This is a genomic window from Algoriphagus formosus, from assembly GCF_002807035.1.
GTDB lineage: Bacteria > Bacteroidota > Bacteroidia > Cytophagales > Cyclobacteriaceae > Algoriphagus > Algoriphagus formosus.
The window spans coordinates 61,363-81,751 of sequence record NZ_NIUC01000001.1; the positions used below are offsets into that span (position 1 = coordinate 61,363).

Consider the following 20,389-nt stretch of genomic DNA (forward strand, 5'->3'; position numbering starts at 1 on the left):
ATATAAACCCAATGTTTGGACTACCACGAAAACTATTTAACGAAGAACACGAATTATTCCGACAAAGCGTTCGGGATTTTATTGCCAGGGAAATTACACCCTACAATGCAGAATGGGAAAAGCAGAAAATGGTTTCCCGAGAATCTTGGAAAAAATTAGGGAAAAATGGATTTCTAGGAATGCAGGCTCCCGAAGAATTGGGAGGAATGAATATTCAAGATTTCCGATACAATGCGATCTTGATCGAAGAGCTTGGGCTTAGCGGTTGCTCAGGGCCTGCGATTGGCTATCCGCTTCACTCTGATATTGTGATGCCTTATATCCTGCATTACGGAACTCCCGAAGCCAAGCAGAAATATATCCCTGGAATGGTTTCAGGAGACTTGATTGGTGCAGTGGCGATGACCGAGCCGGGTGCTGGGTCTGACTTGCAGGGAATGAGAACTTCCGCGGTGGACCAAGGTGATCATTACTTGGTAAACGGCTCAAAAACCTTTATTACCAATGGCTACCTGAGTGATGTAGTAGTTGTAGCGGTCAAAACTGACCCTACTAAAGGCGCGAAAGGAATTTCATTGGTTTTGATAGATGCTAAAATGGAAGGTTTCTCGAAAGGAAAGCCTTTTGAAAAAGTCGGTCTTCATGCGCAAGATACCTGTGAATTGTTTTTTGAAGATGTAAAAGTGCCAAAAGAAAACCTGCTTGGAAAAGAAGGTGAGGGCTTTAAATATCTGATGACCGAATTGGCTCAGGAAAGACTGGTAGTAGCCCTTGCTGCAGTAGCTCTAGGCGAGTACATGCTCGATAGCACGCTTAGCTATGTCAAGGAACGAAAAGCTTTCAATAAAAGTCTTTCCGATTTTCAGAATACCCGCTTTAAGCTTGCAGAAATGACCGCAGCTTTGGAGCAGGGAAGGATTTATTGTGATTATTTGGTGCAACTTCACAATGAGGGAGAGTTAGACCCTGCAATGGCTTCTGCTGCTAAGTACAACATGACCGAACTGCAGTGTAAAGTTGCTGATGAATGCGTTCAGTTACATGGTGGCTATGGATATATGTGGGAGTACGGAGTGGCTAGAGCATATGCAGATGCGAGAGTTCAGCGGATTTATGCCGGCACAAATGAAATCATGAAGGAATTAATCGCTCGAAAAATATTGAAATAAGTTTATATTCAAGGCTTAAAATCAATTATCAATTCACCCAAACGATACCTTTATGACAGATTTCCCTTGGTTTAAGCATTACCCAGCCTCGGTAGATAAAGAAATTGATTACAAAGCCTATTCGAGCATCAGTGATTTGTTTGATGAAAGTGTCAAGAAATATGGTGATGCGGTGGCTTATGAATGTATGGGTAAAACCATTTCATTTAATGATTTGGAAAGATTGAGTGCCCAATTCGCCAATTACCTGACACATACGCTCAAGCTTCCGAAAGGATCCAGAGTTGCCATTCAAATGCCCAACATTTTACAATATCCAGTAGTAATGTTCGGTGTTTTGCGAGCTGGGATGGTGGTAGTGAATACCAACCCGCTTTACACAGCTGCTGAAATGCGTCATCAGTTTAATGATTCGGGTGCAGATGTAGTCGTCATCGTGGCCAACTTTGCCCATAATCTGGAGAAAATCAAAAATGAAATTCCGGCTAAGCATGTGATCGTAACCGAACTTGGTGATTTGCTAGGTGGGTTGAAAGGTACTATAGTCAACCTGGTGGTCAAGCATGTGAAAAAGATGGTTCCTGCATTTTCGATTCCAGGAGCAGTCAATCTCAAATCTGCCCTTTCCCAGGGGGCGAGACATTCTTTCAGCAAAACAGCTCTTTCCTTAGAAGACACCGCTTTCCTTCAGTACACAGGAGGTACTACCGGAGTATCTAAAGGTGCTGAACTTACCCATGGAAACATTGTGGCGAATATGCAGCAGATTTCTGCATGGATGAAACCCAAGTTGAAAGAGCGAGAGGAAATCGTGGTGACTGCTTTGCCATTGTACCATATTTTCGCCTTGACGGTGAATTGTCTTGCCATGCTAAAAATTGGTGCGCATAATCTGCTTGTCACCAATCCTAGGGATATGAAAGCCTTTATCAAGGACCTTTCAAAACATCAATTTACTGTCTTTACCGGCGTGAACACATTGTTTAATGGTTTGCTTAATCAAGATGATTTCAAATCGTTGGATTTCAGTAAGTTAAAAATAGCAGTAGGCGGCGGTATGGCTGTGCAGAAGGCTACTGCTGAAAAATGGAAATCTGTCACCGGTGTGCCACTTGCAGAAGGGTACGGATTGACAGAAACAGCCCCTGTTGCGACCTGTAACCCAATTGATGGAACAGAGCGAATTGGAACCATTGGTTTGCCATTACCAAATACAGAAGTAATGGTGGCTGATGATGATGGAAATCCACTTCCTATCGGTGAAAGAGGAGAGATTTGCATTAAAGGTCCTCAAGTGATGCGGGGCTACTGGCAAAGACCAGAGGAAACGGAAAATGTCATGCATGGGGACTGGTTTAAGTCCGGAGACATTGGCGTGATGGATGAGGATGGGTTTTTCAAGATTGTAGACCGTAAGAAAGAAATGATCTTGGTTTCCGGATTCAATGTCTATCCAAACGAGGTGGAAGATTGCATTGCAAGTTGTCCAGGAGTACTGGAAGTAGGGGTAATCGGTATGCCGGATCCTAAATCCACCGAGAAGGTAGTCGCTTATGTAGTTCCCAAAGAGAGTTCACTTACCAAGGACCAGGTCGTGAAGCATTGTCATGAATCCTTGACCAATTATAAAGTTCCTCGTGAAGTTTATTTCACAGATGAGCTTCCAAAATCAAACGTGGGAAAAATTCTGAGAAGAAAAATTAAAGAAGCGCATATTGAAAAAATGAATGCTTAGGAGATTCTTCATCAAGATTCTAAAGACCTCAAAAATTACTTTTTGGGGTCTTTTATTTTTTCCTGCTCTGCGTACCCAAATACACTTTGAAGTAGGGGACTTGTCCTAGCGCCGATTTTTTCTCGGATTTCCACTTCTTCTTTGGCTATCTCTACAAAAAGCCCTTCAATAGCTTTGTCCGTCACATATTTTGTCAGATCGGTTTCCACCGGTTTTACAAAAGGTAACTTATTGTAATTTTCCATAGCTGACTCCCAGATTTTTGTAGCATCAGTTTTCGATAAACTCTGGTCTATTTTTGGAGAAAACTTTACGGCAAGGGAATCAGAAGTTGTTTTTTGGAAATAGTTGGTGGCTGCATTTTGCTCACCCAAGAGAATTTGTTGAACATCTTTAAGGGTCATGCTTTTGATAGCATCGGTGAAAATAGGCTTTGCTTCTTTGGCAGCATCTTCTGCAGCACGATTGAGGCTAGTGATGACATCATCTGCCACATTTCCGAGTCCGATTTTGCGGAGCGTACTTTCCACTTTCCTAGCCTCAGGCGGAAAAAGAATTTTAATATCAGGATTTTGAAGGAAGCCATTTTCCAGAGAAAGTCGCTCTACAGTCAAATCAGTGGCCTTTTCCAAAGCCTCTTTAATACCTGATTGGATTTGTTCCTCACTGGGTTTTGATCCCAATTTTCCTAAAAGCTCATTGATTTGGGCTTGAGAAACTTGATGAAAAAGAAGCAGAATGAAAGTGAATAGAAGCTTGGACGAAGCTTGAGATTTAGTGAATCGCATAGGGCTTGTTAACGAATTGAAAAGTAAAAAGATTTGGGTTTCCAATAAGTTTAATAAATCACGTTTCAGGTGGATTTTCCTTTAAAGTATTCAGTAGGAAAATTGTCCTTCAAAGGAAAAGAATCTCGAAATGCTTTTGGATAATCCTGATTCTTTCCAAAGAATAAAAGGTTCTAAGTATCAGTCTAAGAATTTGAAGACTTTAGTCCGCTAGATGAAAACATCCTTGAGGATTATGTTTTTTTAATTGCTGAAGCTCGTTATCTTAGAAATTATTAAAAATACACTGTTTTTATTGAAAAAAGCTCAACATGAATCTTCGAATCAATTCTGAATATGGTACGCTTCGGGCGGTATTGATGCATAGGCCTGGTAAAGAAATAGATCGTCTTACACCTTACAATAAGGAGTTTTTACTCTTTGAGGATGTGCCGTATTTGGAAGCTTTGCAAAAGGAGCACGACGCCTTTTCCAATTTGATCAAAGAATCTACAGGGGCGCATGTTTATCAGTTGCGGGAGTTGCTGATTCGAGTTTTGTACGATAAGGAAATCCTGTTCAAACTTTTGCAGGAATCCCTGAAAAGATCTACACATACTCACTTGGCAGAGGATATTTTGGAGCGCTATTCCACCGCAGAATGTGCCGGTATTCTGACAGCGGGTCTAAAGGTGCATGAACTCCGAAGAAAGATGCCCAAACTCGATGCAGGTGAACTGATGGAGTATGCATTTTTGATTGCTCCTTGTCCTAATCTGTATTTTCAGCGCGATCCCATGGCATTGACTCCCGGAGGAATTATTTTTTCATCCATGAAAATGGAAGGTAGGCAGCGGGAAGCCGATCTGCTTCGAACAATCTTCGAAAATCATCCTGAATTTAAGGATCACGTAAATCCATTGTATCCAAATAATGGTCAGGCCAATCCACCAAGCATAGAGGGCGGAGATGTCATTATTCTCTCACATGAGGCGGTGGCAATAGGAAATTCAGAGCGAACGGATGAAAAAGCCATTTATCAAGCAGCCAAAGCCTTACTGGGAGAGGGGACAGTGCAGCGGGTATATGAAGTTCATCTTCCTGAAAAAAGAAACTACATGCATTTGGATACCGTCTTTACCATCTTGGATGAAAATCTAGTGCTCACTTATCCGGATGCCATGAATGCAGTGTTGAAAACCTCCTGCTACACCCTCAAAGAAATCCAAGGTGACAAGGTTCATATTAAGCGAGAAGTACTGAAAGAATCACTTTTGACCGTTTTGGAACGGGAAATTCCACATTTGGAGGTTTTGGCAACTGCTGATGGAAACCCGGATTATTCCTTGCGAGAGCAGTGGTTTGATGGAGCAAATGTATTTGCCATAGGACCCAGAAGGGTTATTTCTTATAATCGAAATCTTCACACCAATCGTGCCCTTCGAAATATGGGCGTTGAAGTTTTGGAGATTCCTTCCTCCGAACTTTCCCGAGGTCTTGGCGGACCAAGATGTATGACCATGCCATTGAGCAGAGCTAGAGTCTAGGCGGTTTTTTCTTTTCAATTACACCTGCTCTGATTATCGAAATATTCTATCAATTTGCCGTCATTTCTGCTAATTTTGCACATTCAAAATTAAAAGCATCACTGCATTCACACCTTCATGGAAGCAAAGCAAATCAGAACTACCTTCATTGAGTTTTTTCAATCCAAAGCACATCAATTTGTCCCTTCATCACCCATCGTGGTCAAAAATGATCCGACCCTGATGTTTACCAATGCCGGGATGAATCAATTTAAGGATGCCTTTCTTGGAAATGAGACCCCGAAGTTTTCCCGAGTAGCCAATTCCCAAAAATGTCTTCGCGTAAGCGGAAAGCATAATGATCTTGAAGAAGTGGGCGTGGATACTTATCACCACACCATGTTCGAAATGCTCGGAAACTGGTCTTTTGGAGATTATTTCAAAAAAGAAGCGATCGAATGGGCATGGGAATTACTGACAGAAGTATATCAGCTGCCAAAAGATCGGCTTTACGTTTCGGTCTTTGAAGGGGATAGTTCGGACAAGCTAGGATTGGATCAGGAGGCCTTTGACTTTTGGAAGAAAATCGTTCCTGAAGATAGAATCATCATGGGTTCTAAGAAGGATAACTTCTGGGAAATGGGAGATACCGGACCTTGCGGCCCTTGTTCGGAGATTCACATTGACCTACGGACAGATGAAGAAATTGCAAAGGCTCCGGGAAGATCATTGGTCAACCAAGATCATCCTCAGGTGATTGAGATTTGGAATCTGGTATTTATGCAATTCAACCGACTTGCAGACGGAAGTCTGAAGGAGCTTCCAGCCAAACACGTCGATACGGGAATGGGCTTTGAGCGTTTGGTAAGAGCGATTCAACAAAAATCCTCCAATTACGACACGGATATTTTTACGCCCTTTATTTCCTATTTGGAGCAAAAATCAGGTAAAAAATATGGTCAAGACGAGCAGAAAGATATTGCTTTTCGGGTAATTGCCGATCATATCCGAGCCATTTCTTTCACCATTGCAGATGGTCAGCTGCCATCAAATAATAAAGCCGGTTATGTGATTCGACGCATTCTTCGTCGGGCAGTTCGCTACGGCTATACCTTCCTAGACTTTCAATCACCTTTCCTTTATGAATTGTGCCCTTTGATGGCTTCACAGTTTGGAGAGATTTTCCCTGAGATCAGAGAGCAGCAGGATTTTATCGCTAAGGTGATTCAAGAAGAAGAGACTTCCTTCCTTCGTACGCTTGACAACGGACTGAAAATGCTGGGCAGCATCAAGTCAGAGATGAAAGAAAATGGCGAAAAGGTTTTGTCAGGCAAAGTTGCTTTCGAATTGTATGATACCTACGGTTTTCCTTTGGATTTGACTTCATTGATTGCTCGGGAAAGCGGCTTTTCTCTCGATGAAAAGGGTTTTCAGGCAGAAATGGAAAAGCAAAAAACTCGGTCAAGAGCGGCCTCGGAATCCGAAACAGGAGACTGGGTACAGGTGGAGGAAGAAAGCTCGGTAGAGTTTTTGGGCTATGATCAGCTTGAATCCCAATCTAAAATCATCAAGTACCGAACCGTCAAGGAGAAAAAAGGTGAAAAATACCAATTGGTTTTGGATCGTACTCCTTTCTATGCCGAAAGCGGTGGACAGGTCGGAGATACTGGTTGGTTGATTTCTAATTCTGAGAAAATCCGTGTAGTAGATACCAAAAAAGAAAACGACCTCATTGTTCATTTTGTAGAAAAGCTACCACAGGATCCCTCTGCTTTATTCACGGCAAGCGTGGATCGTCAAAAGCGCAGCTTGACGATGAATAATCACACCGCTACACACTTGATGCATTCAGCACTTCGAGAAGTCCTAGGCGATCATGTGCAGCAGCGTGGTTCTTTGGTCAATGAGCGACTACTTCGTTTTGACTTTTCTCATTTCTCAAAGATGACGGAGGAGGAAATCGAGCAAGTTGAAAAATTGGTCAATGAAAAGATCCGGGAAAACATTCCTCTCCTTGAAAGAAGAAATGTTCCCATAGCAGAAGCCAAAAACATGGGTGCTACAGCACTTTTTGGAGAAAAATATGGTGACTTTGTGCGCGTAATCACTTTCGATCCTGATTTTTCAGTGGAGCTTTGTGGAGGTACGCACGTTCCTTTTACCGGTCAAATTGGCTTTTTCAAGATTACTTCTGAAGGGTCTGTTGCTTCAGGTGTCCGACGCATCGAGGCAATCACCTCTGTTGAGGCTGAGAATTACTTCCGTCAGCAGGAAGACTTGCTCAAGGAAGTTCAGGATATTCTTAAGAATCCAAAAGATGTGAAAAAAGCTATTGAGGCCTTGCTTTCGGAGCGAAACGAACTGAAAAAGGAATTGGACGTATTGCATCTAGAAAAGGCAGCTCAAGTGAAGGGACAGCTGATCTCTCAATTCGAAGAAAAGGATGATCACAAAGTTCTGATTGCTCAGGTGAGCCTTCCAAATGCAGATGCCCTCAAAAAGCTGGCTTATGAGCTCAAAAATGAAGTGGAGAAGTCCTTGATTGTACTAGCTGCTGATATAGATGGCAAGCCGCAAATCGCTGTAATTATTGACGAGACTTTGATCGCTGAGAAAGGATACAATGCAGGACAAATCGTCCGTGACCTTGCCAAAGAAATTCAAGGTGGTGGCGGTGGTCAGCCATTCTTTGCGACAGCAGGCGGTAAGAATCTGGGAGGTCTGCCACAAGTGGTCAGCAAGGCACGAGAGCTTTTTCTCGGATAAATAGCTAGCTAAAAGATGAAGGAAGAAATAAAAAGTAAATATCAACTTGTAGTCGGACTGGAAGTACATGCACAGCTTTTGACGAAAAGTAAGATGTTTGCTGCTGATTCTACTGCCTATGGAAATCTTCCCAATACGCAGATTTCAGTCATTACTTTAGGGCATCCCGGCACTTTGCCAAAGGTCAACAAGAAAGCCATTGAGTACGCTGTGAAAATGGGTTTGGCTTGTGATTGTGAGATTACCCGAACCAATATTTTCTCTCGGAAAAATTATTTTTATCCAGATCTGCCAAAAGGCTACCAAATCACCCAAGACAGAGGGCCTATCTGTGTGGGAGGTGAAGTACCTGTCATCCTTTCGGATGGTACTGAAAGAACTGTCCCACTGAATCGAATCCACCTAGAAGAAGATGCAGGAAAGTCTATGCATTTGGCTGAGGAAGAAGATACCTTGGTGGACTTTAATCGGGCGGGAACACCCTTGATCGAAATCGTGACTGAGCCGGCTATTCATACAGCTGAGGAGGCTTATGTTTTCCTCAATGAAATCAAAAAACTGGTCAGATACCTCGATATATGTGATGGAAATATGGAAGAAGGCTCGCTTCGCTGTGATGCCAATATTTCTGTGATGTTGAAGGGTTCGAATACCCTGGGCAAAAAGGTTGAGGTAAAGAATATGAATTCTTTCCGTAATGTAGTTCGAGCTATTGAGCATGAGCATGAGCGAATTATCGGGATTTTGGAGAGGGGAGAGGAAGTGATTTCTGAGACTCGGACATTTGATGCCGGTACGGGCACTACTGCCAGTATGCGTACAAAGGAGGAATTGAACGACTATCGGTATTTTCCAGAGCCTGACTTGAGCCCGGTGGTGATTTCTGAAGAATGGCTCCGCTCCATTCAAAGCGACATGCCTGCTTTGCCACGGGAACTGAGAAAAAAGTTTGTGGATCAATACGGTCTTCCTGATTATGATGCAGGAGTTTTGACTGATTCGAAGGAGATGGCGCTTTGGTTTGAAAAGCTTTGTCAAAAAACATCCAATTACAAGGCGGCATCCAACTGGCTAATGGGTCCCATCAAGTCGACCTTGAATGAGTCGGCTTGGCATATTTCGGAATTTCCGATTTCCACTCAGACCTTGGCTGATTTAATTGGTTTGGTGGATGATGGAAAAGTGAGCTTTTCGGCGGCTTCCCAAAAAATTTATCCGGAAATGCTACAAGCTCCCGGAGAAGGGGCTCTTCAGATTGCTCAGAGGCTGAATCTGATTCAGGAAAGTGATGAATCTTCCTTAATCCCTGTTATTCAGGAGGTTTTGAATGAGAATCAGGCAAAAGTGAAAGAATATAAATCAGGTCGAAAAGGTCTGATTGGCATGTTTATGGGTAAGGTAATGCAAAAATCGAATGGTAAGGCTGACCCAAAAGTTGCCACCAAGTTGTTAAAGGAATTATTAGAAAATTGATATGAATAAAAAGATGATGACAGGACTCTGGATTCTAAGTGTGTTTGCGCTTTTCTCCTGTGGAGAATCAGAGTCGCAAAATGATGGAAAAGTAGAAATCAGCGGTAAAATCATAAATGCTCCAAGTGGGCAGGTGGTTTTATCCCAATTTACGGATAGCCGTCCCAAGGTATTGGACACGCTTGAGTTGAATGCTGATGGAGAGTTTTCCTATGAACTGGAGGTAGAATCTCCGACTTTCTATGATTTAAATCTCTATGGGCAGCGATCCGTCCGCCTGGCTTTGCTAGACGAAGATGTAGAAGTCAATTATGATTTCAATCAGCCAGAGGCAATTGAGATTTTGGGATCGAAGGATTCCCAAGAAATGCTCAAATTGGAAACATTGATGAATCAATATCAAAGTGATGTCAATGCGCTTAATGAGGCTTATTACGAAGCCATGAGCAATAAGAATACTGAGCAAATCAAGGATATTCAAATGAAGGCTCTTGAGCTTGAGGCTAATCAAGCGGAGCGGGTTAAGGAAACTATTACCAGTATGGGTGATAGTTTTGCTGCGCTTGCAGCCATTGGTCTTCTCAATCCTAAAAATGACTTTCCTTTTCTAGACGAACTCATCCAGCGATTGGATCAGAAATATCCGGGAACAATAACGATTATCCAGTTGAAGCAGCAACTCGAAGAACTTCGCGCTTTGGCGATTGGTGCTGAGGCTCCTGATATCGCGCTGCCAAATCCAGATGGAGAAATCAAAAAACTTTCTGATTTAAGAGGTAAATATGTTTTGATTGACTTTTGGGCTGCATGGTGCAAGCCTTGCCGGGAAGAAAACCCAAATGTGGTCCGACTTTACAATAAATATAATGATAAGGGCTTTGAGGTTTTTGGCGTATCTCTTGATCGTGAACGCGATGCCTGGGTAAAAGCCATTGCTGATGACGAACTCGCTTGGACTCAAGTTTCTGACCTCAAATACTTCAATTCTGCTGCTGCTGAACTGTATCAGATTCAGGCAATTCCAGCTACTTACATGGTAGATCCAGAAGGAAAAATTATCGCCAAAGACTTGAGAGGTCCTAGTTTGGAGAGAAAACTAGAAGAGTTATTTGATTAAATTTTGATTTCAAAATAAGGGATCGAATTGTATTGATTTCCATAAAAAAAGAGGCTGTTTCATCGAAACAGCCTCTTTTTATGGACTTTTTTGTCTTGATTAGTTAAGAATCAATGGGTAGATGATGTCCAAATCAGACTCGCCACCAGCCTGTATAAAGTTCTCAAAGCTAGGGCTGTCAGCACCAGGGAAGTTCTTATCCAAATCGTGACGCAATACAACTCGCATCTGAGCATTGTTGAAAGAAGGAGTAGCATCAACAGTAACGATACCACGGACTCCAATCAATTCTCCTGACTCATCATCATACACATAGCTTAGAGGAGCAGCTCCGCCTACGAAGGCTGAACCAATGAAGTAGAATTGGTGCTCATCAGCTTCTTCAAGAATTTCCTCAGTGATGTCTTCATTTTCGATACTGTTAAAGACCTCAATTTCCATACGGTAAGTCTTTCCAGCTTCTAGCTCAACAGTTTCAATAATTGGAGCACCTCCAACTTCGATTCCTTCAGGATCAGCTGCTGTAAATGTAAAAGTCAAGCCAACTGGATTGCCAGCACCATCTAACTCCGTAAACGCTAGCGTCACATCAGTAATTACTTCTCCTTCATTCTCAATCACAGGATCTTCACTGTCGCAGGAAGCAAAAGCAAAAAGCCCCACAAATAGTAGATAGAGAGGTAGTTTTTGTAGATTTTTCATGGTTTGTTTTTTGTTTAGAATTGATAGTTGATTTTGATTAATAAATTTCTTCCCATATCCGCGGTGAAGTAGCGGAAACGGTTCATGTATTCTTTGAATTCTGTATTGAAAATATTTTGAACTTGAAGCCCTAGGTTTAATCGATTTCCTTGAAAAGGCAATTCGTACCGGTAACCCACATTGAAAAGCGCGTAGCCAGGAGGAGCTGGGGCCAAATCAAAGACTGGCTCTCGTTTTTGCCTAGCAACCAACATATTGGATAGATTAAAGTGATGTGTTTTAGAACCTCTATCCAGTTGATAGCTTAGTCCCCAATCCATTCTGTCAGAAGGAATGAATGGGAAAAACTCATCGGTTTCTGTATTTCTGGCCCGGATGATGGAACCTTTTGCATAGGCCTGAAGACTTTCTGTCAATTCATAGCTTCCAGAAAAATCTACGCCCCAGAAAAAGGCATTGGCTTGAAGGTATTCGTAGACATTAAAGGTCCCACGAAGACTTACAAACGTCTCTCCGGTTGGATTGAGGTAGATATAATCTCGGATCTGATTGGCATAGACAGTCAATTCTCCAGTGGATTTTTTACCTTCAAACTCAAGCGAGTTTACCCATTTCAAACTTTTTTCCGAGTCCAGATCAGCATCTCCAATTTCTACAGCTGCAGCCCCATGGTGAAGTCCCTGTGAAAAGAGCTCATTCACATTTGGTGGCCTCCAAGCTGATCCAAGATTGGATCGAAAAGCCAAATTGGGGTTTATTTGATAATAGGTGCCAAAAAAGGCTGTGAAGTTATTGTACTGTAAATCAGCTTCTTCCAACTCACTGCCAATAAATCTTGCCGTGCTGACCGTACGGTAGTCATATCTCAGCCCACCTTCCAGTTCCAATGGACCTTTGGAATACTTCTCTATCAAATATAGACCAGCATTGAGCATGTCATAATTAGGAATCAATGGTGTGACTCCTGTTCCAGGAACATTGGAATTGGCCTGTTGGATAATATTGATTCCCCAAGTACCGCTTAAGGCATTTTCATGGGTATGGTCCACAAATAGATCGAGCGTATTGGTGAAAAGCTCTAAGTCCAAGCTTGCCCTTTCATTCAAATCACCTCTTCTCCTGTCATACTCTTGACGTTGGTTCAGCTGAAAACCATACTGAAGATTCGCTTTCCATTTGCTGTTTAGGTGATAGTGTGTTTTGAGTTTGGCTAGGTGATGCTGCACAACCTGCTTTGGGTTGTTGATTTCGTATGTGAAATCCGGATTTGTAAAAGGTCTGCCATTGGCGATGATTTCTACTAGGTCTGAGAGGTTACCCGTATGTGCGTCTCTTAAAATTCCCAATTCGGTATTGAAATAAGAATAATAAAGCTCTGCACCTAGTTTGGAATTTGAATATCCTGTAGCACCGGAAAAGTTTATTTCACTCATACCGGTATTCCCCTGAAAATATTCAGGAGATCGTACATTTCCAGCTCTTTTGACTGAACCCTGAACTCGATATCCGAGACCTTTGACTTTCTCAGATCCGCCAGTATGGCTAAGAGACAAATTCCCCATTCGGCCATTGGTCCCTCCAACAAGGTATAGGTCTGTTTTATTCTTTTTTTCTGTAGGCAGTTCACCAGGGTTGACCATGATTACTCCACCCATTGCTTCGGGACCAAATCGCACGGTTTCAGCACCTTTGATCACTGTAATTTCTTCCGCCAAAAATGGATCAATTTCCGGAGCATGCTCTGCTCCCCACTGCTGTCCTTCCAGTCTAATACCATTATTGAGAATCATGATTCGATTGGAATGCAAGCCATGAATCACAGGTTTTGCGATGGTGTTTCCAGTCGAAAAAGTGGTAACTCCTGCAATTCTCTTAAGACTTTCTCCTAGATTTTCCCCTCGGGCTTCCAGTAATTCAGAGCCGTAAAGGGCATTTACTGCTGTGGTTGTCTGAATTGCATCGCGGTGACCATGAACTTCCACTCCGCCCAATTCAGTGGGAAGCTCTTCCATTCGAAAGGTTTTATTGAAAGAAGAGTTAGTGAGTGTGACCTCCTCAATAATATCCTTATGTCCTAAAAACTGGATTTTAATAGTGTAATCGCCTGGGCAAAGATTTCTAAAAATGAAATTTCCTGAGTCATCGGTAATGCTTCCTGCCTTGACCTCTTCAATCCAAATATAGGCACCTGGTATGGTTTGGTTATTTTCTAAATGAATAACCTTCCCCCTTATTACCAGCTTGCAGTCTTGAGACAGGGCCTCAAACCCGCTGATAATCAATAATAAAACCAAAATTAATCTAGCGCCTTGCAATTTCACTCTGCAAAAATAGTTTACATTTCATCTAATAACCAGAAAAAATGAAACAAAGTTGCAAAAATGGATAAGCGGTAAATTACTTAGATCTTAGCGACTGATTTTTTCCAAATCCGACAACTTGTAATTTGGCGAGCCACCTTGTTGAGAAGCTACAAATGCACCGAGCTTGCAGGCAAATTCCAAAGTTTCCGGCATGGGTTTCTTCTCCAAATAACTTTTCACAAATCCGCTTAGAAAAGCATCTCCTGCCCCGATGGTATCCTTTACTTTCACTCGAAAGCCAGCATCTTGAAACAATTCTCCCTGATGAAAAACCATAGCCCCTTTTGATCCTAAAGTGATACAGATGGTTTTGACAGGAAAGTGATGGCTCATAAACTGGCAAATACTTTCAGGATTGGGCTTGATATCGAAATAATCCTCAAAGGCAACCAGTTCATCTTCATTGATCTTGAGCACCTCTGTCATTCCCAAAAGCTTTTCAATTACTTCAAAGTCATAGTAAGGAGGCCTCAGGTTTGCATCGAAGATTCTCAGTTTGGCATATGGTAGCAATTCGAGGAGAGTTTGAAGGCTTTGGGAATGTCTCACTCCCAAGGTTCCGAATACGAGTGCATCGGATGATTTGACGGATTCTTTCAGCGTGTCTGAATTCTTCACAAAATCCCAAGCTGCAGGAGAGAGGATGTCATATTTGACGTTTTCTATATCCTTATTGTCCACTATGACTCTTGAGGTAGGATATTCATTTATTTGGATCAAGTCATCCGCTGCACCAAAGCTTCGGTAATGGTTCAGAAGCTTTTCACCCAAGATGTCTTTACCTACAGCCGAAATCAAGTGACTATCAAATCCCAAATGATGCAAGTGCAAGGCTACATTCATAGATGCGCCTCCGGGGACATCTCCCTCTGGAAGACAATCCCAGAGCATTTCCCCAAAAACAAGGACTTTATGCGACATAGTCTTTATGTAAATCTTTTTGAATCTCTTCCAAGGAACGACCCTTGGTTTCTGGCATTTTAAATCTCACCCAAAGTAGCTGCAAAAACATCATGAAAGCAAAAAAGCTAAAAATATAGCCCGGACCGTAGGCATTGGCGAAGAAGGGAAATACATTGGCAATCACAGCTGCTAAAATCCAATGCGTGAAAGAACCTAAAGATTGGCCATAGGCTCGAAGTTCATTCGGAAACATTTCAGAAATAAAGACCCAAATCACCGATCCTTGACCAATTGCATGCGATAGAATAAATCCGAAAACAAAGATGGGCAACCAAATGGTGGGAATTCCAGGGCCAAGGAAGTTGTATGCCATCAGGCTCAATGAAATCAGATAACCAAAGGAACCGATGTACATTAAAATCTTTCTACCTAATCGATCGATTAAGTAGAGCCCTAAAAAGGTGCCGAGTAGATTGACTACTCCGATCCCAATGGTCGAAATCAAAGCTGATTCAGTGGATATTCCAGCCATTTCAAATATTCTCGGGGCAAAGTAAATGATGGCATTGATCCCGGAGACTTGATTGAAGAAGGCGATTAAAACGGCTAAAAAGGTACTGGCGAGATATTTTTTATTGAAGAGCGTAGCAAAACCAGTAGCAGATTTTTCTTGCTTTTCCTCTTCGATAGCCTGACGGATGGCAGCTTCTACTCCTTCGGGGTCTGTACGTTGTAAAATAGTCCTTGCCTCTTCCTGGGCATTGCGCTTGGCGATCAACCAGCGTGGGCTTTCCGGGATTCGGAAAATCATAACACTGTAAATCAATGCTGGAATAGCTTCAACTCCCAACATCCAGCGCCAATCCTCGGGGAGTTCGGCTGTTCCGATCAAAAAGTTTGATAAATAGGCCACTACTATACCGAATACAATATTAAACTGATAGAGTGCGACTAATAATCCCCGGTTTTTGGCAGGAGCTATTTCAGAAATATACATGGGCGCCACGACAGATGAGGCTCCGACACCCAATCCACCCAAGAATCGGAAAAGGGTAAAGCTTTCCACATTCCAAGCCATAGCCGAACCAAAGGCAGAAATAAAGTAGAATAGGCCGATCCAAAGCAGGGATTTTTTGCGGCCAAAGCGATCTGCAGGAATTCCTCCGAAAAGCGCTCCGATTACCGTTCCATATAGGGCGGAAGCGATAGCTAGGCCGTGAACCCAATCGCTGAGTTGCCAAATCTCCTGAATGGCCCGTTCACCTCCCGAAATGACAGCCGTATCAAAGCCAAATAAGAATCCACCCAAAGCCGCAGTGATGGAAATGAAAAAGACGTATCGGTTGGAATTCATGGTGATTTATGGAAATGGAATCCACGAAACTAATGAGAAGCCTCTTATTTCAAAATCCATCGAAAAAATATGTTGTAATTCGATCTTGTCAAAAGGAAATTTGGATAGGTCTAAAAGAAGGAAATAATATTTGATTTAAAATTTTATTAAGAAAAATTAAAGCAATTAGCGTTTATTCGCTGTATTTCTAAAAACATCTTTAGAATTCAGAATTTTATTTTGTAAGTCAAATAATCATGCTGTAGAAGCTCCATCAAATTCCTTATATTCGCAGACGTAAAAAAGGCTTTCTAATCCAACCTTTTTCCAGGTTTAGGGAGTTTTGATACTATAAACCCAAATTCATGTCAGCAACTACCGAAATCTACAAACCAAAGAATCATATCCGAATTGTAACGGCTGCTTCACTTTTTGATGGGCATGATGCTGCGATCAATATCATGCGTCGCATCATTCAGTCTACAGGTTGTGAGGTTATCCATTTAGGGCATAATCGCTCCGTTCAAGAGATCGTAGAATGTGCCATACAAGAGGATGTTCAAGCTATAGCCATTACCTCTTATCAAGGTGGGCATACGGAGTTTTTTAAGTACATGTATGATCTCCTTCAGGAAAAGGGAGCTGGGCATATCAAGCTTTTTGGAGGGGGAGGAGGAACCATCCTTCCTGAGGAAATCAAGGAATTGCATGAGTATGGGATTTGTAGAATCTATTCTCCGGATGATGGTCGTGCCATGGGTCTTCAGGGGATGATCAATGACTTGGTCAAGAAATGCGATTTTCCGATTGGGGATGAAATTTCTGAAGGTTTTGACTTGAAAGCCTCTGAAAAATCCCACGTAGCCAGAGCAATATCTGCTTTTGAAAATTTCCCTGAGAATGCCTCCAAACTACTTGAGCGGATTCGAAAGACAAGCGAATTGAGTAAAACTCCTGTTTTGGGAATTACCGGTACCGGTGGAGCAGGGAAATCCTCATTGGTAGATGAATTGGTTCGAAGGTTTTTAATTGATTTTGAGGATAAAACACTGGCAATCATTTCTGTAGACCCCTCAAAACGAAAAACTGGTGGAGCGCTACTAGGTGACCGGATTCGAATGAATTCCATCAATCACCCACGAGTTTTTATGAGATCTTTGGCTACTCGACAGTCCAATTTGGCACTTTCAAAGTATGTCCAAGATGCGGTAGATACAGTGAAAGCAGCTGGGTTTGATTTAGTCATTTTGGAGACCTCAGGAATCGGCCAGTCGGATACAGAAATCATTGAACACTCTGATCTTTCTTTGTATGTAATGACTCCAGAATACGGTGCAGCATCTCAGTTGGAGAAGATCGACATGTTGGATTTCGCTGATGTGATTGCCTTGAATAAGTTTGACAAACGAGGCGCACTCGATGCGATTCGCGATGTCAAAAAACAATACAAGCGAAATCATAACCTTTGGGAAACTCCCGAAGAAGAAATCCCAGTATTTGGCACCATTGCCTCTCAATTCAATGATCCCGGAATGAATCAGCTATATCGGGCGATCGTGGGACGGATCAATGAGAAATTTGGAGGCTTAGAAAGTAGTTTTGAATTGACTGCCGGTCAAAGTGAAAAGATATATATCATTCCTCCTGCTAGAACGCGCTATCTGAGTGAAATCACGGAAAATAACCGTAATTATGATTCGTGGGTAGAAGAGCAAAAGGAGGTAGCACAGAAGCTTTATTCCATTCAGAAATCAATGGATGCCATTCGGGAAACCAAGTTGGATGACAAGGATAGGCTATTGAAAGAATTGCAGGAGGTCTATGAACGAGTTGAGTTAGAGCTTGACCCAAAAAATAAAAAATGGTTGGAAGAATGGCAGGCTGAGGCAGAGCGCTACCGGGATGACTATTATGTCTTCAAAGTGCGAGATAAAGAGATTAAAATTAAGACTTATCATACCTCTTTGTCAGAGTCCCGGATTCCAAAAGTTTCTCTTCCAAAATATGAAGCATGGGGTGAGCTGCTCAAGTGGGGACTTCGGGAGAATGTTCCAGGAAAGTTTCCTTACACCGCTGGAGTTTTCCCTTTCAAGCGAGAGGGAGAAGATCCCACACGAATGTTTGCCGGTGAGGGTGGACCCGAGCGTACCAACAAGCGCTTTCATTATGTCTCCAAAGACATGCCTGCTAAGCGTCTTTCTACGGCTTTCGATTCGGTAACTTTGTATGGGGAGGATCCTGATTATCGACCTGATATCTACGGAAAGATCGGTAATTCAGGAGTTAATGTTTGTTGCCTAGATGATGCCAAGAAATTGTATTCGGGCTTCAATCTAGTAGATCCCATGACTTCCGTATCCATGACCATCAATGGACCTGCTGCTACGATGACAGCATTTTTTATGAATGCGGCAATTGATCAGCAGTGCGAAGTCTATATTAAAGCAAATGGTCTGGAAGAGGAGGTAGAAGCTAAAATCAATCAGATTTACGAAGAAAAAGGTTTGCTCCGGCCAAAATATAATGCTTCAGTTCCGGCAGGAAATGATGGCTTAGGCTTGATGCTTTTGGGAGTAACGGGTGACCAAGTTCTTCCTGCTGAAGTGTATGCTAAAATAAAAGCAGACACTATTTCAAAGGTTCGAGGAACTGTTCAAGCAGACATCCTAAAAGAAGATCAGGCTCAAAATACCTGTATTTTCTCCACTGAGTTTTCACTTCGATTGATGGGGGATGTGCAGCAATATTTCATCGATCATAAGATCCGAAACTTCTATTCAGTCAGTATTTCTGGCTATCACATTGCGGAAGCCGGTGCCAATCCAATCACACAATTGGCGCTTACGCTTTCAAATGGTTTTACCTATGTGGAATACTATGTTTCCAGAGGTATGAATGTCAATGATTTCGCTCCAAACCTTTCATTTTTCTTTTCCAACGGAATCGATCCAGAATACGCTGTAATCGGCCGGGTAGCTCGGAGAATTTGGGCAAAGGCGATGAAGTTGAAATATGGGGCTAATGAGCGTTCTCAAATGCTTAAATACCATATTCAGACTTCAGGTCGTTCGCTTCACGCTCAAGAAATTGATTTCAATGATATTCGGACCACGCTGCAGGCACTATATGCGATTTATGACAATTGTAACTCGCTCCACACCAATGCCTATGATGAAGCGATCACCACACCTACAGAGGCTTCTGTCCGTCGTGCAATGGCCATTCAGTTGATTATCAATAAGGAATTGGGACTTGCTAAAAACGAGAATCCACTTCAGGGATCCTTTATCATCGAGGAATTGACCGACTTGGTAGAGGAGGCAGTGTATTTGGAATTTGACCGAATCACTGAGCGCGGAGGTGTCTTGGGAGCGATGGAAACCATGTATCAGCGCGGAAAAATTCAGGAAGAAAGTATGCATTATGAAATGCTAAAGCATACAGGCGAATATCCTATCATTGGTGTAAATACATTCCTGTCCTCTGAGGGTTCTCCCACCATCGTACCAGGTGAAGTGATCAGGGCTACTAAAGAAGAAAAGGAAAGTCAAATTGCTACATTAAACAATCTTCATCAGCGAAATGAATCAGAGGCTGAAGAGCATTTGAATGCTCTAAAAAAAGCTGCAGTGGCAAATGAAAATGTGTTCGAAAGACTGATGGAGGCAGTGAAATACTGCTCTTTGGGTCAAATCACCCAAGCACTCTATCAAGTAGGGGGGCAGTATCGAAGAAATATGTAATCTTTGCACACTTAGTACTTTATCCAAAAATTAAATTCTCAAATCAAAGATATGGCACATCATAGACAAGTCACAGTCCGGATGAAAGCGGATTATGAATATGAAGCAACGAATCAACAGGGCAATACCGTGCAAATTGACATGTATGATGCTCCTGCAAAGAAGGCACAATCTCCCATGGATATGCTGCTTTCTGCTTTGGGCGGATGTGCTTCAGTAGATGCTGTCTTGATGATGAAGAAGAAGCGTAGAAATATTGCAGATTTCTATGTCGAGGTGAATGGTGAGCGAAATGATGGTGTCCCGGCGTTTTACACCGATATAAATCTACATTTTGTCATAGTATCTCCAGATGCCAAGGTTGAGGAGTTTGCCAAAGTGGTGGCCTTGTCTGTAGACAAATATTGCTCTGTGGCTTCTTCATTGAAAAGTCGAATTACTTACAGTTCAGAAGTAAAAAGACCATCATGAGAGTCGTAAAGGAGTTTTCTAAGGAAGAAATCCGCGTCAGTATTTTTTCATGGAATAATAAGTATCTGATCAAATTTGAGTTGGGTCCCATGGAGCAAACCTTCAAAGTAAGCGAAATGGATGTCCTTGATGAGGAGGACTTGAACTCTTTTTGTGAAGGGGATTTTTTTGAAGCAGTCAAACTACGTTTCGAAGAAATGGGGAAAAATTTACGGAAGCAGCTCGAAAATCTTTAAATTTCTCCAATGAGTGGGAAAATATTTAGGTCTCTAATAGTGCTAGTGCTGCTTGGTCTATTTTCCAAGTGCAGCAAATCCTTGG

At 42.2% G+C, this 20,389-nt stretch carries 14 protein-coding genes; 9 read left to right on the forward strand and 5 right to left on the reverse strand.

All coding sequences use genetic code 11. From position 1 onward, the window contains the following. The first annotated feature begins 11 nt into the window (after positions 1–11). Together CDH51_RS00290 and CDH51_RS00295 are read left to right on the forward strand one after the other, a co-directional pair. Positions 12–1,169: an acyl-CoA dehydrogenase family protein gene (locus tag CDH51_RS00290; RefSeq protein WP_100626746.1), complete on the forward strand. Its 1,158-nt coding sequence runs from the start codon at positions 12–14 to the stop codon at positions 1,167–1,169. Between the two features lie 52 nt (positions 1,170–1,221). Continuing rightward, the gene (locus CDH51_RS00295) at positions 1,222–2,904 is read left to right on the forward strand and encodes an AMP-binding protein (RefSeq protein WP_100626747.1); all 1,683 of its coding nucleotides are present in this window, start codon (positions 1,222–1,224) and stop codon (positions 2,902–2,904) included. Positions 2,905–2,939: 35 nt separating this feature from the next. Here the strand turns inward: CDH51_RS00295 and CDH51_RS00300 are convergent, their stop codons facing one another. Next, positions 2,940–3,692 (reverse strand): DUF4197 domain-containing protein, encoded by a 753-nt coding sequence (locus CDH51_RS00300; protein WP_100626748.1) that lies wholly within the window; start codon positions 3,690–3,692, stop codon positions 2,940–2,942. Positions 3,693–4,003: 311 nt separating this feature from the next. Between CDH51_RS00300 and CDH51_RS00305 the strand changes: the two genes are divergently transcribed. The 4 genes from CDH51_RS00305 (at position 4,004) to CDH51_RS00320 (ending at position 10,553) form a co-directional block, all read left to right on the forward strand. Beyond that, positions 4,004–5,218, forward strand: coding sequence for an arginine deiminase (locus CDH51_RS00305; RefSeq protein ID WP_100626749.1), 1,215 nt, complete (start codon positions 4,004–4,006; stop codon positions 5,216–5,218). Between the two features lie 117 nt (positions 5,219–5,335). Continuing rightward, entirely contained in the window at positions 5,336–7,963 is a 2,628-nt protein-coding gene (alaS, locus tag CDH51_RS00310) for an alanine--tRNA ligase (protein WP_100626750.1), read from the forward strand. A 15-nt stretch (positions 7,964–7,978) separates the two neighbouring features. Further along, positions 7,979–9,436 (forward strand): Asp-tRNA(Asn)/Glu-tRNA(Gln) amidotransferase subunit GatB, encoded by a 1,458-nt coding sequence (gene gatB / locus CDH51_RS00315; RefSeq protein WP_100626751.1) that lies wholly within the window; start codon positions 7,979–7,981, stop codon positions 9,434–9,436. A 1-nt stretch (position 9,437) separates the two neighbouring features. Further along, positions 9,438–10,553 (forward strand): TlpA disulfide reductase family protein, encoded by a 1,116-nt coding sequence (locus CDH51_RS00320; protein ID WP_232724713.1) that lies wholly within the window; start codon positions 9,438–9,440, stop codon positions 10,551–10,553. 99 nt (positions 10,554–10,652) lie between these two features. Here CDH51_RS00320 and CDH51_RS00325 read toward each other — a convergent pair whose 3' ends face one another. From CDH51_RS00325 to CDH51_RS00340, 4 genes are all read right to left on the reverse strand, one after another. Continuing rightward, a complete protein-coding gene (locus CDH51_RS00325; protein ID WP_100626752.1) occupies positions 10,653–11,255 on the reverse strand; it encodes a hypothetical protein in 603 nt (200 codons plus the stop codon). Between the two features lie 14 nt (positions 11,256–11,269). Next, positions 11,270–13,576 carry a TonB-dependent receptor gene (locus CDH51_RS00330; RefSeq protein ID WP_232724714.1) on the reverse strand — a complete coding sequence of 769 codons (2,307 nt, stop codon included), beginning with the start codon at positions 13,574–13,576 and terminating at the stop codon, positions 11,270–11,272. 87 nt (positions 13,577–13,663) lie between these two features. Next, a complete protein-coding gene (locus CDH51_RS00335) occupies positions 13,664–14,539 on the reverse strand; it encodes a carbohydrate kinase family protein (RefSeq protein ID WP_100626753.1) in 876 nt (291 codons plus the stop codon). Then, a complete protein-coding gene (locus CDH51_RS00340) occupies positions 14,529–15,875 on the reverse strand; it encodes a sugar porter family MFS transporter (RefSeq protein ID WP_100626754.1) in 1,347 nt (448 codons plus the stop codon). Before CDH51_RS00340 ends, CDH51_RS00335 begins: the two co-directional genes overlap by 11 nt. Positions 15,876–16,219: 344 nt before the next feature. On the opposite strand from CDH51_RS00340, the gene CDH51_RS00345 reads away from it, so the two are divergent. From CDH51_RS00345 to CDH51_RS00355, 3 genes are read left to right on the forward strand one after another with little or no spacing between them, the layout of a single operon-like run. Continuing rightward, positions 16,220–19,597: a methylmalonyl-CoA mutase family protein gene (locus CDH51_RS00345; protein ID WP_100626755.1), complete on the forward strand. Its 3,378-nt coding sequence runs from the start codon at positions 16,220–16,222 to the stop codon at positions 19,595–19,597. A gap of 51 nt (positions 19,598–19,648) precedes the next feature. After that, entirely contained in the window at positions 19,649–20,068 is a 420-nt protein-coding gene (locus CDH51_RS00350) for an OsmC family protein (RefSeq protein ID WP_232724715.1), read from the forward strand. Beyond that, on the forward strand, positions 20,065–20,304 hold the full coding sequence (locus CDH51_RS00355) for a hypothetical protein (RefSeq protein WP_100626756.1): 240 nt from the start codon (positions 20,065–20,067) through the stop codon (positions 20,302–20,304). Before CDH51_RS00350 ends, CDH51_RS00355 begins: the two co-directional genes overlap by 4 nt. The last annotated feature ends 85 nt before the right edge of the window (positions 20,305–20,389 follow it).

Bases quoted from the DNA above. Each gene is read 5' to 3' on its own strand.
- CDH51_RS00290 (WP_100626746.1), top strand. From the start codon at position 12: ATGTTTGGACTACCACGAAAACTATTTAACGAAGAACACGAATTATTC.
- CDH51_RS00295 (WP_100626747.1), top strand. From the start codon at position 1,222: ATGACAGATTTCCCTTGGTTTAAGCATTACCCAGCCTCGGTAGATAAA.
- CDH51_RS00300 (WP_100626748.1), bottom strand. From the start codon at position 3,692: ATGCGATTCACTAAATCTCAAGCTTCGTCCAAGCTTCTATTCACTTTC.
- CDH51_RS00305 (WP_100626749.1), top strand. From the start codon at position 4,004: ATGAATCTTCGAATCAATTCTGAATATGGTACGCTTCGGGCGGTATTG.
- alaS (WP_100626750.1), top strand. From the start codon at position 5,336: ATGGAAGCAAAGCAAATCAGAACTACCTTCATTGAGTTTTTTCAATCC.
- gatB (WP_100626751.1), top strand. From the start codon at position 7,979: ATGAAGGAAGAAATAAAAAGTAAATATCAACTTGTAGTCGGACTGGAA.
- CDH51_RS00320 (WP_232724713.1), top strand. From the start codon at position 9,438: ATGAATAAAAAGATGATGACAGGACTCTGGATTCTAAGTGTGTTTGCG.
- CDH51_RS00325 (WP_100626752.1), bottom strand. From the start codon at position 11,255: ATGAAAAATCTACAAAAACTACCTCTCTATCTACTATTTGTGGGGCTT.
- CDH51_RS00335 (WP_100626753.1), bottom strand. From the start codon at position 14,539: ATGTCGCATAAAGTCCTTGTTTTTGGGGAAATGCTCTGGGATTGTCTT.
- CDH51_RS00340 (WP_100626754.1), bottom strand. From the start codon at position 15,875: ATGAATTCCAACCGATACGTCTTTTTCATTTCCATCACTGCGGCTTTG.
- CDH51_RS00345 (WP_100626755.1), top strand. From the start codon at position 16,220: ATGTCAGCAACTACCGAAATCTACAAACCAAAGAATCATATCCGAATT.
- CDH51_RS00350 (WP_232724715.1), top strand. From the start codon at position 19,649: ATGGCACATCATAGACAAGTCACAGTCCGGATGAAAGCGGATTATGAA.
- CDH51_RS00355 (WP_100626756.1), top strand. From the start codon at position 20,065: ATGAGAGTCGTAAAGGAGTTTTCTAAGGAAGAAATCCGCGTCAGTATT.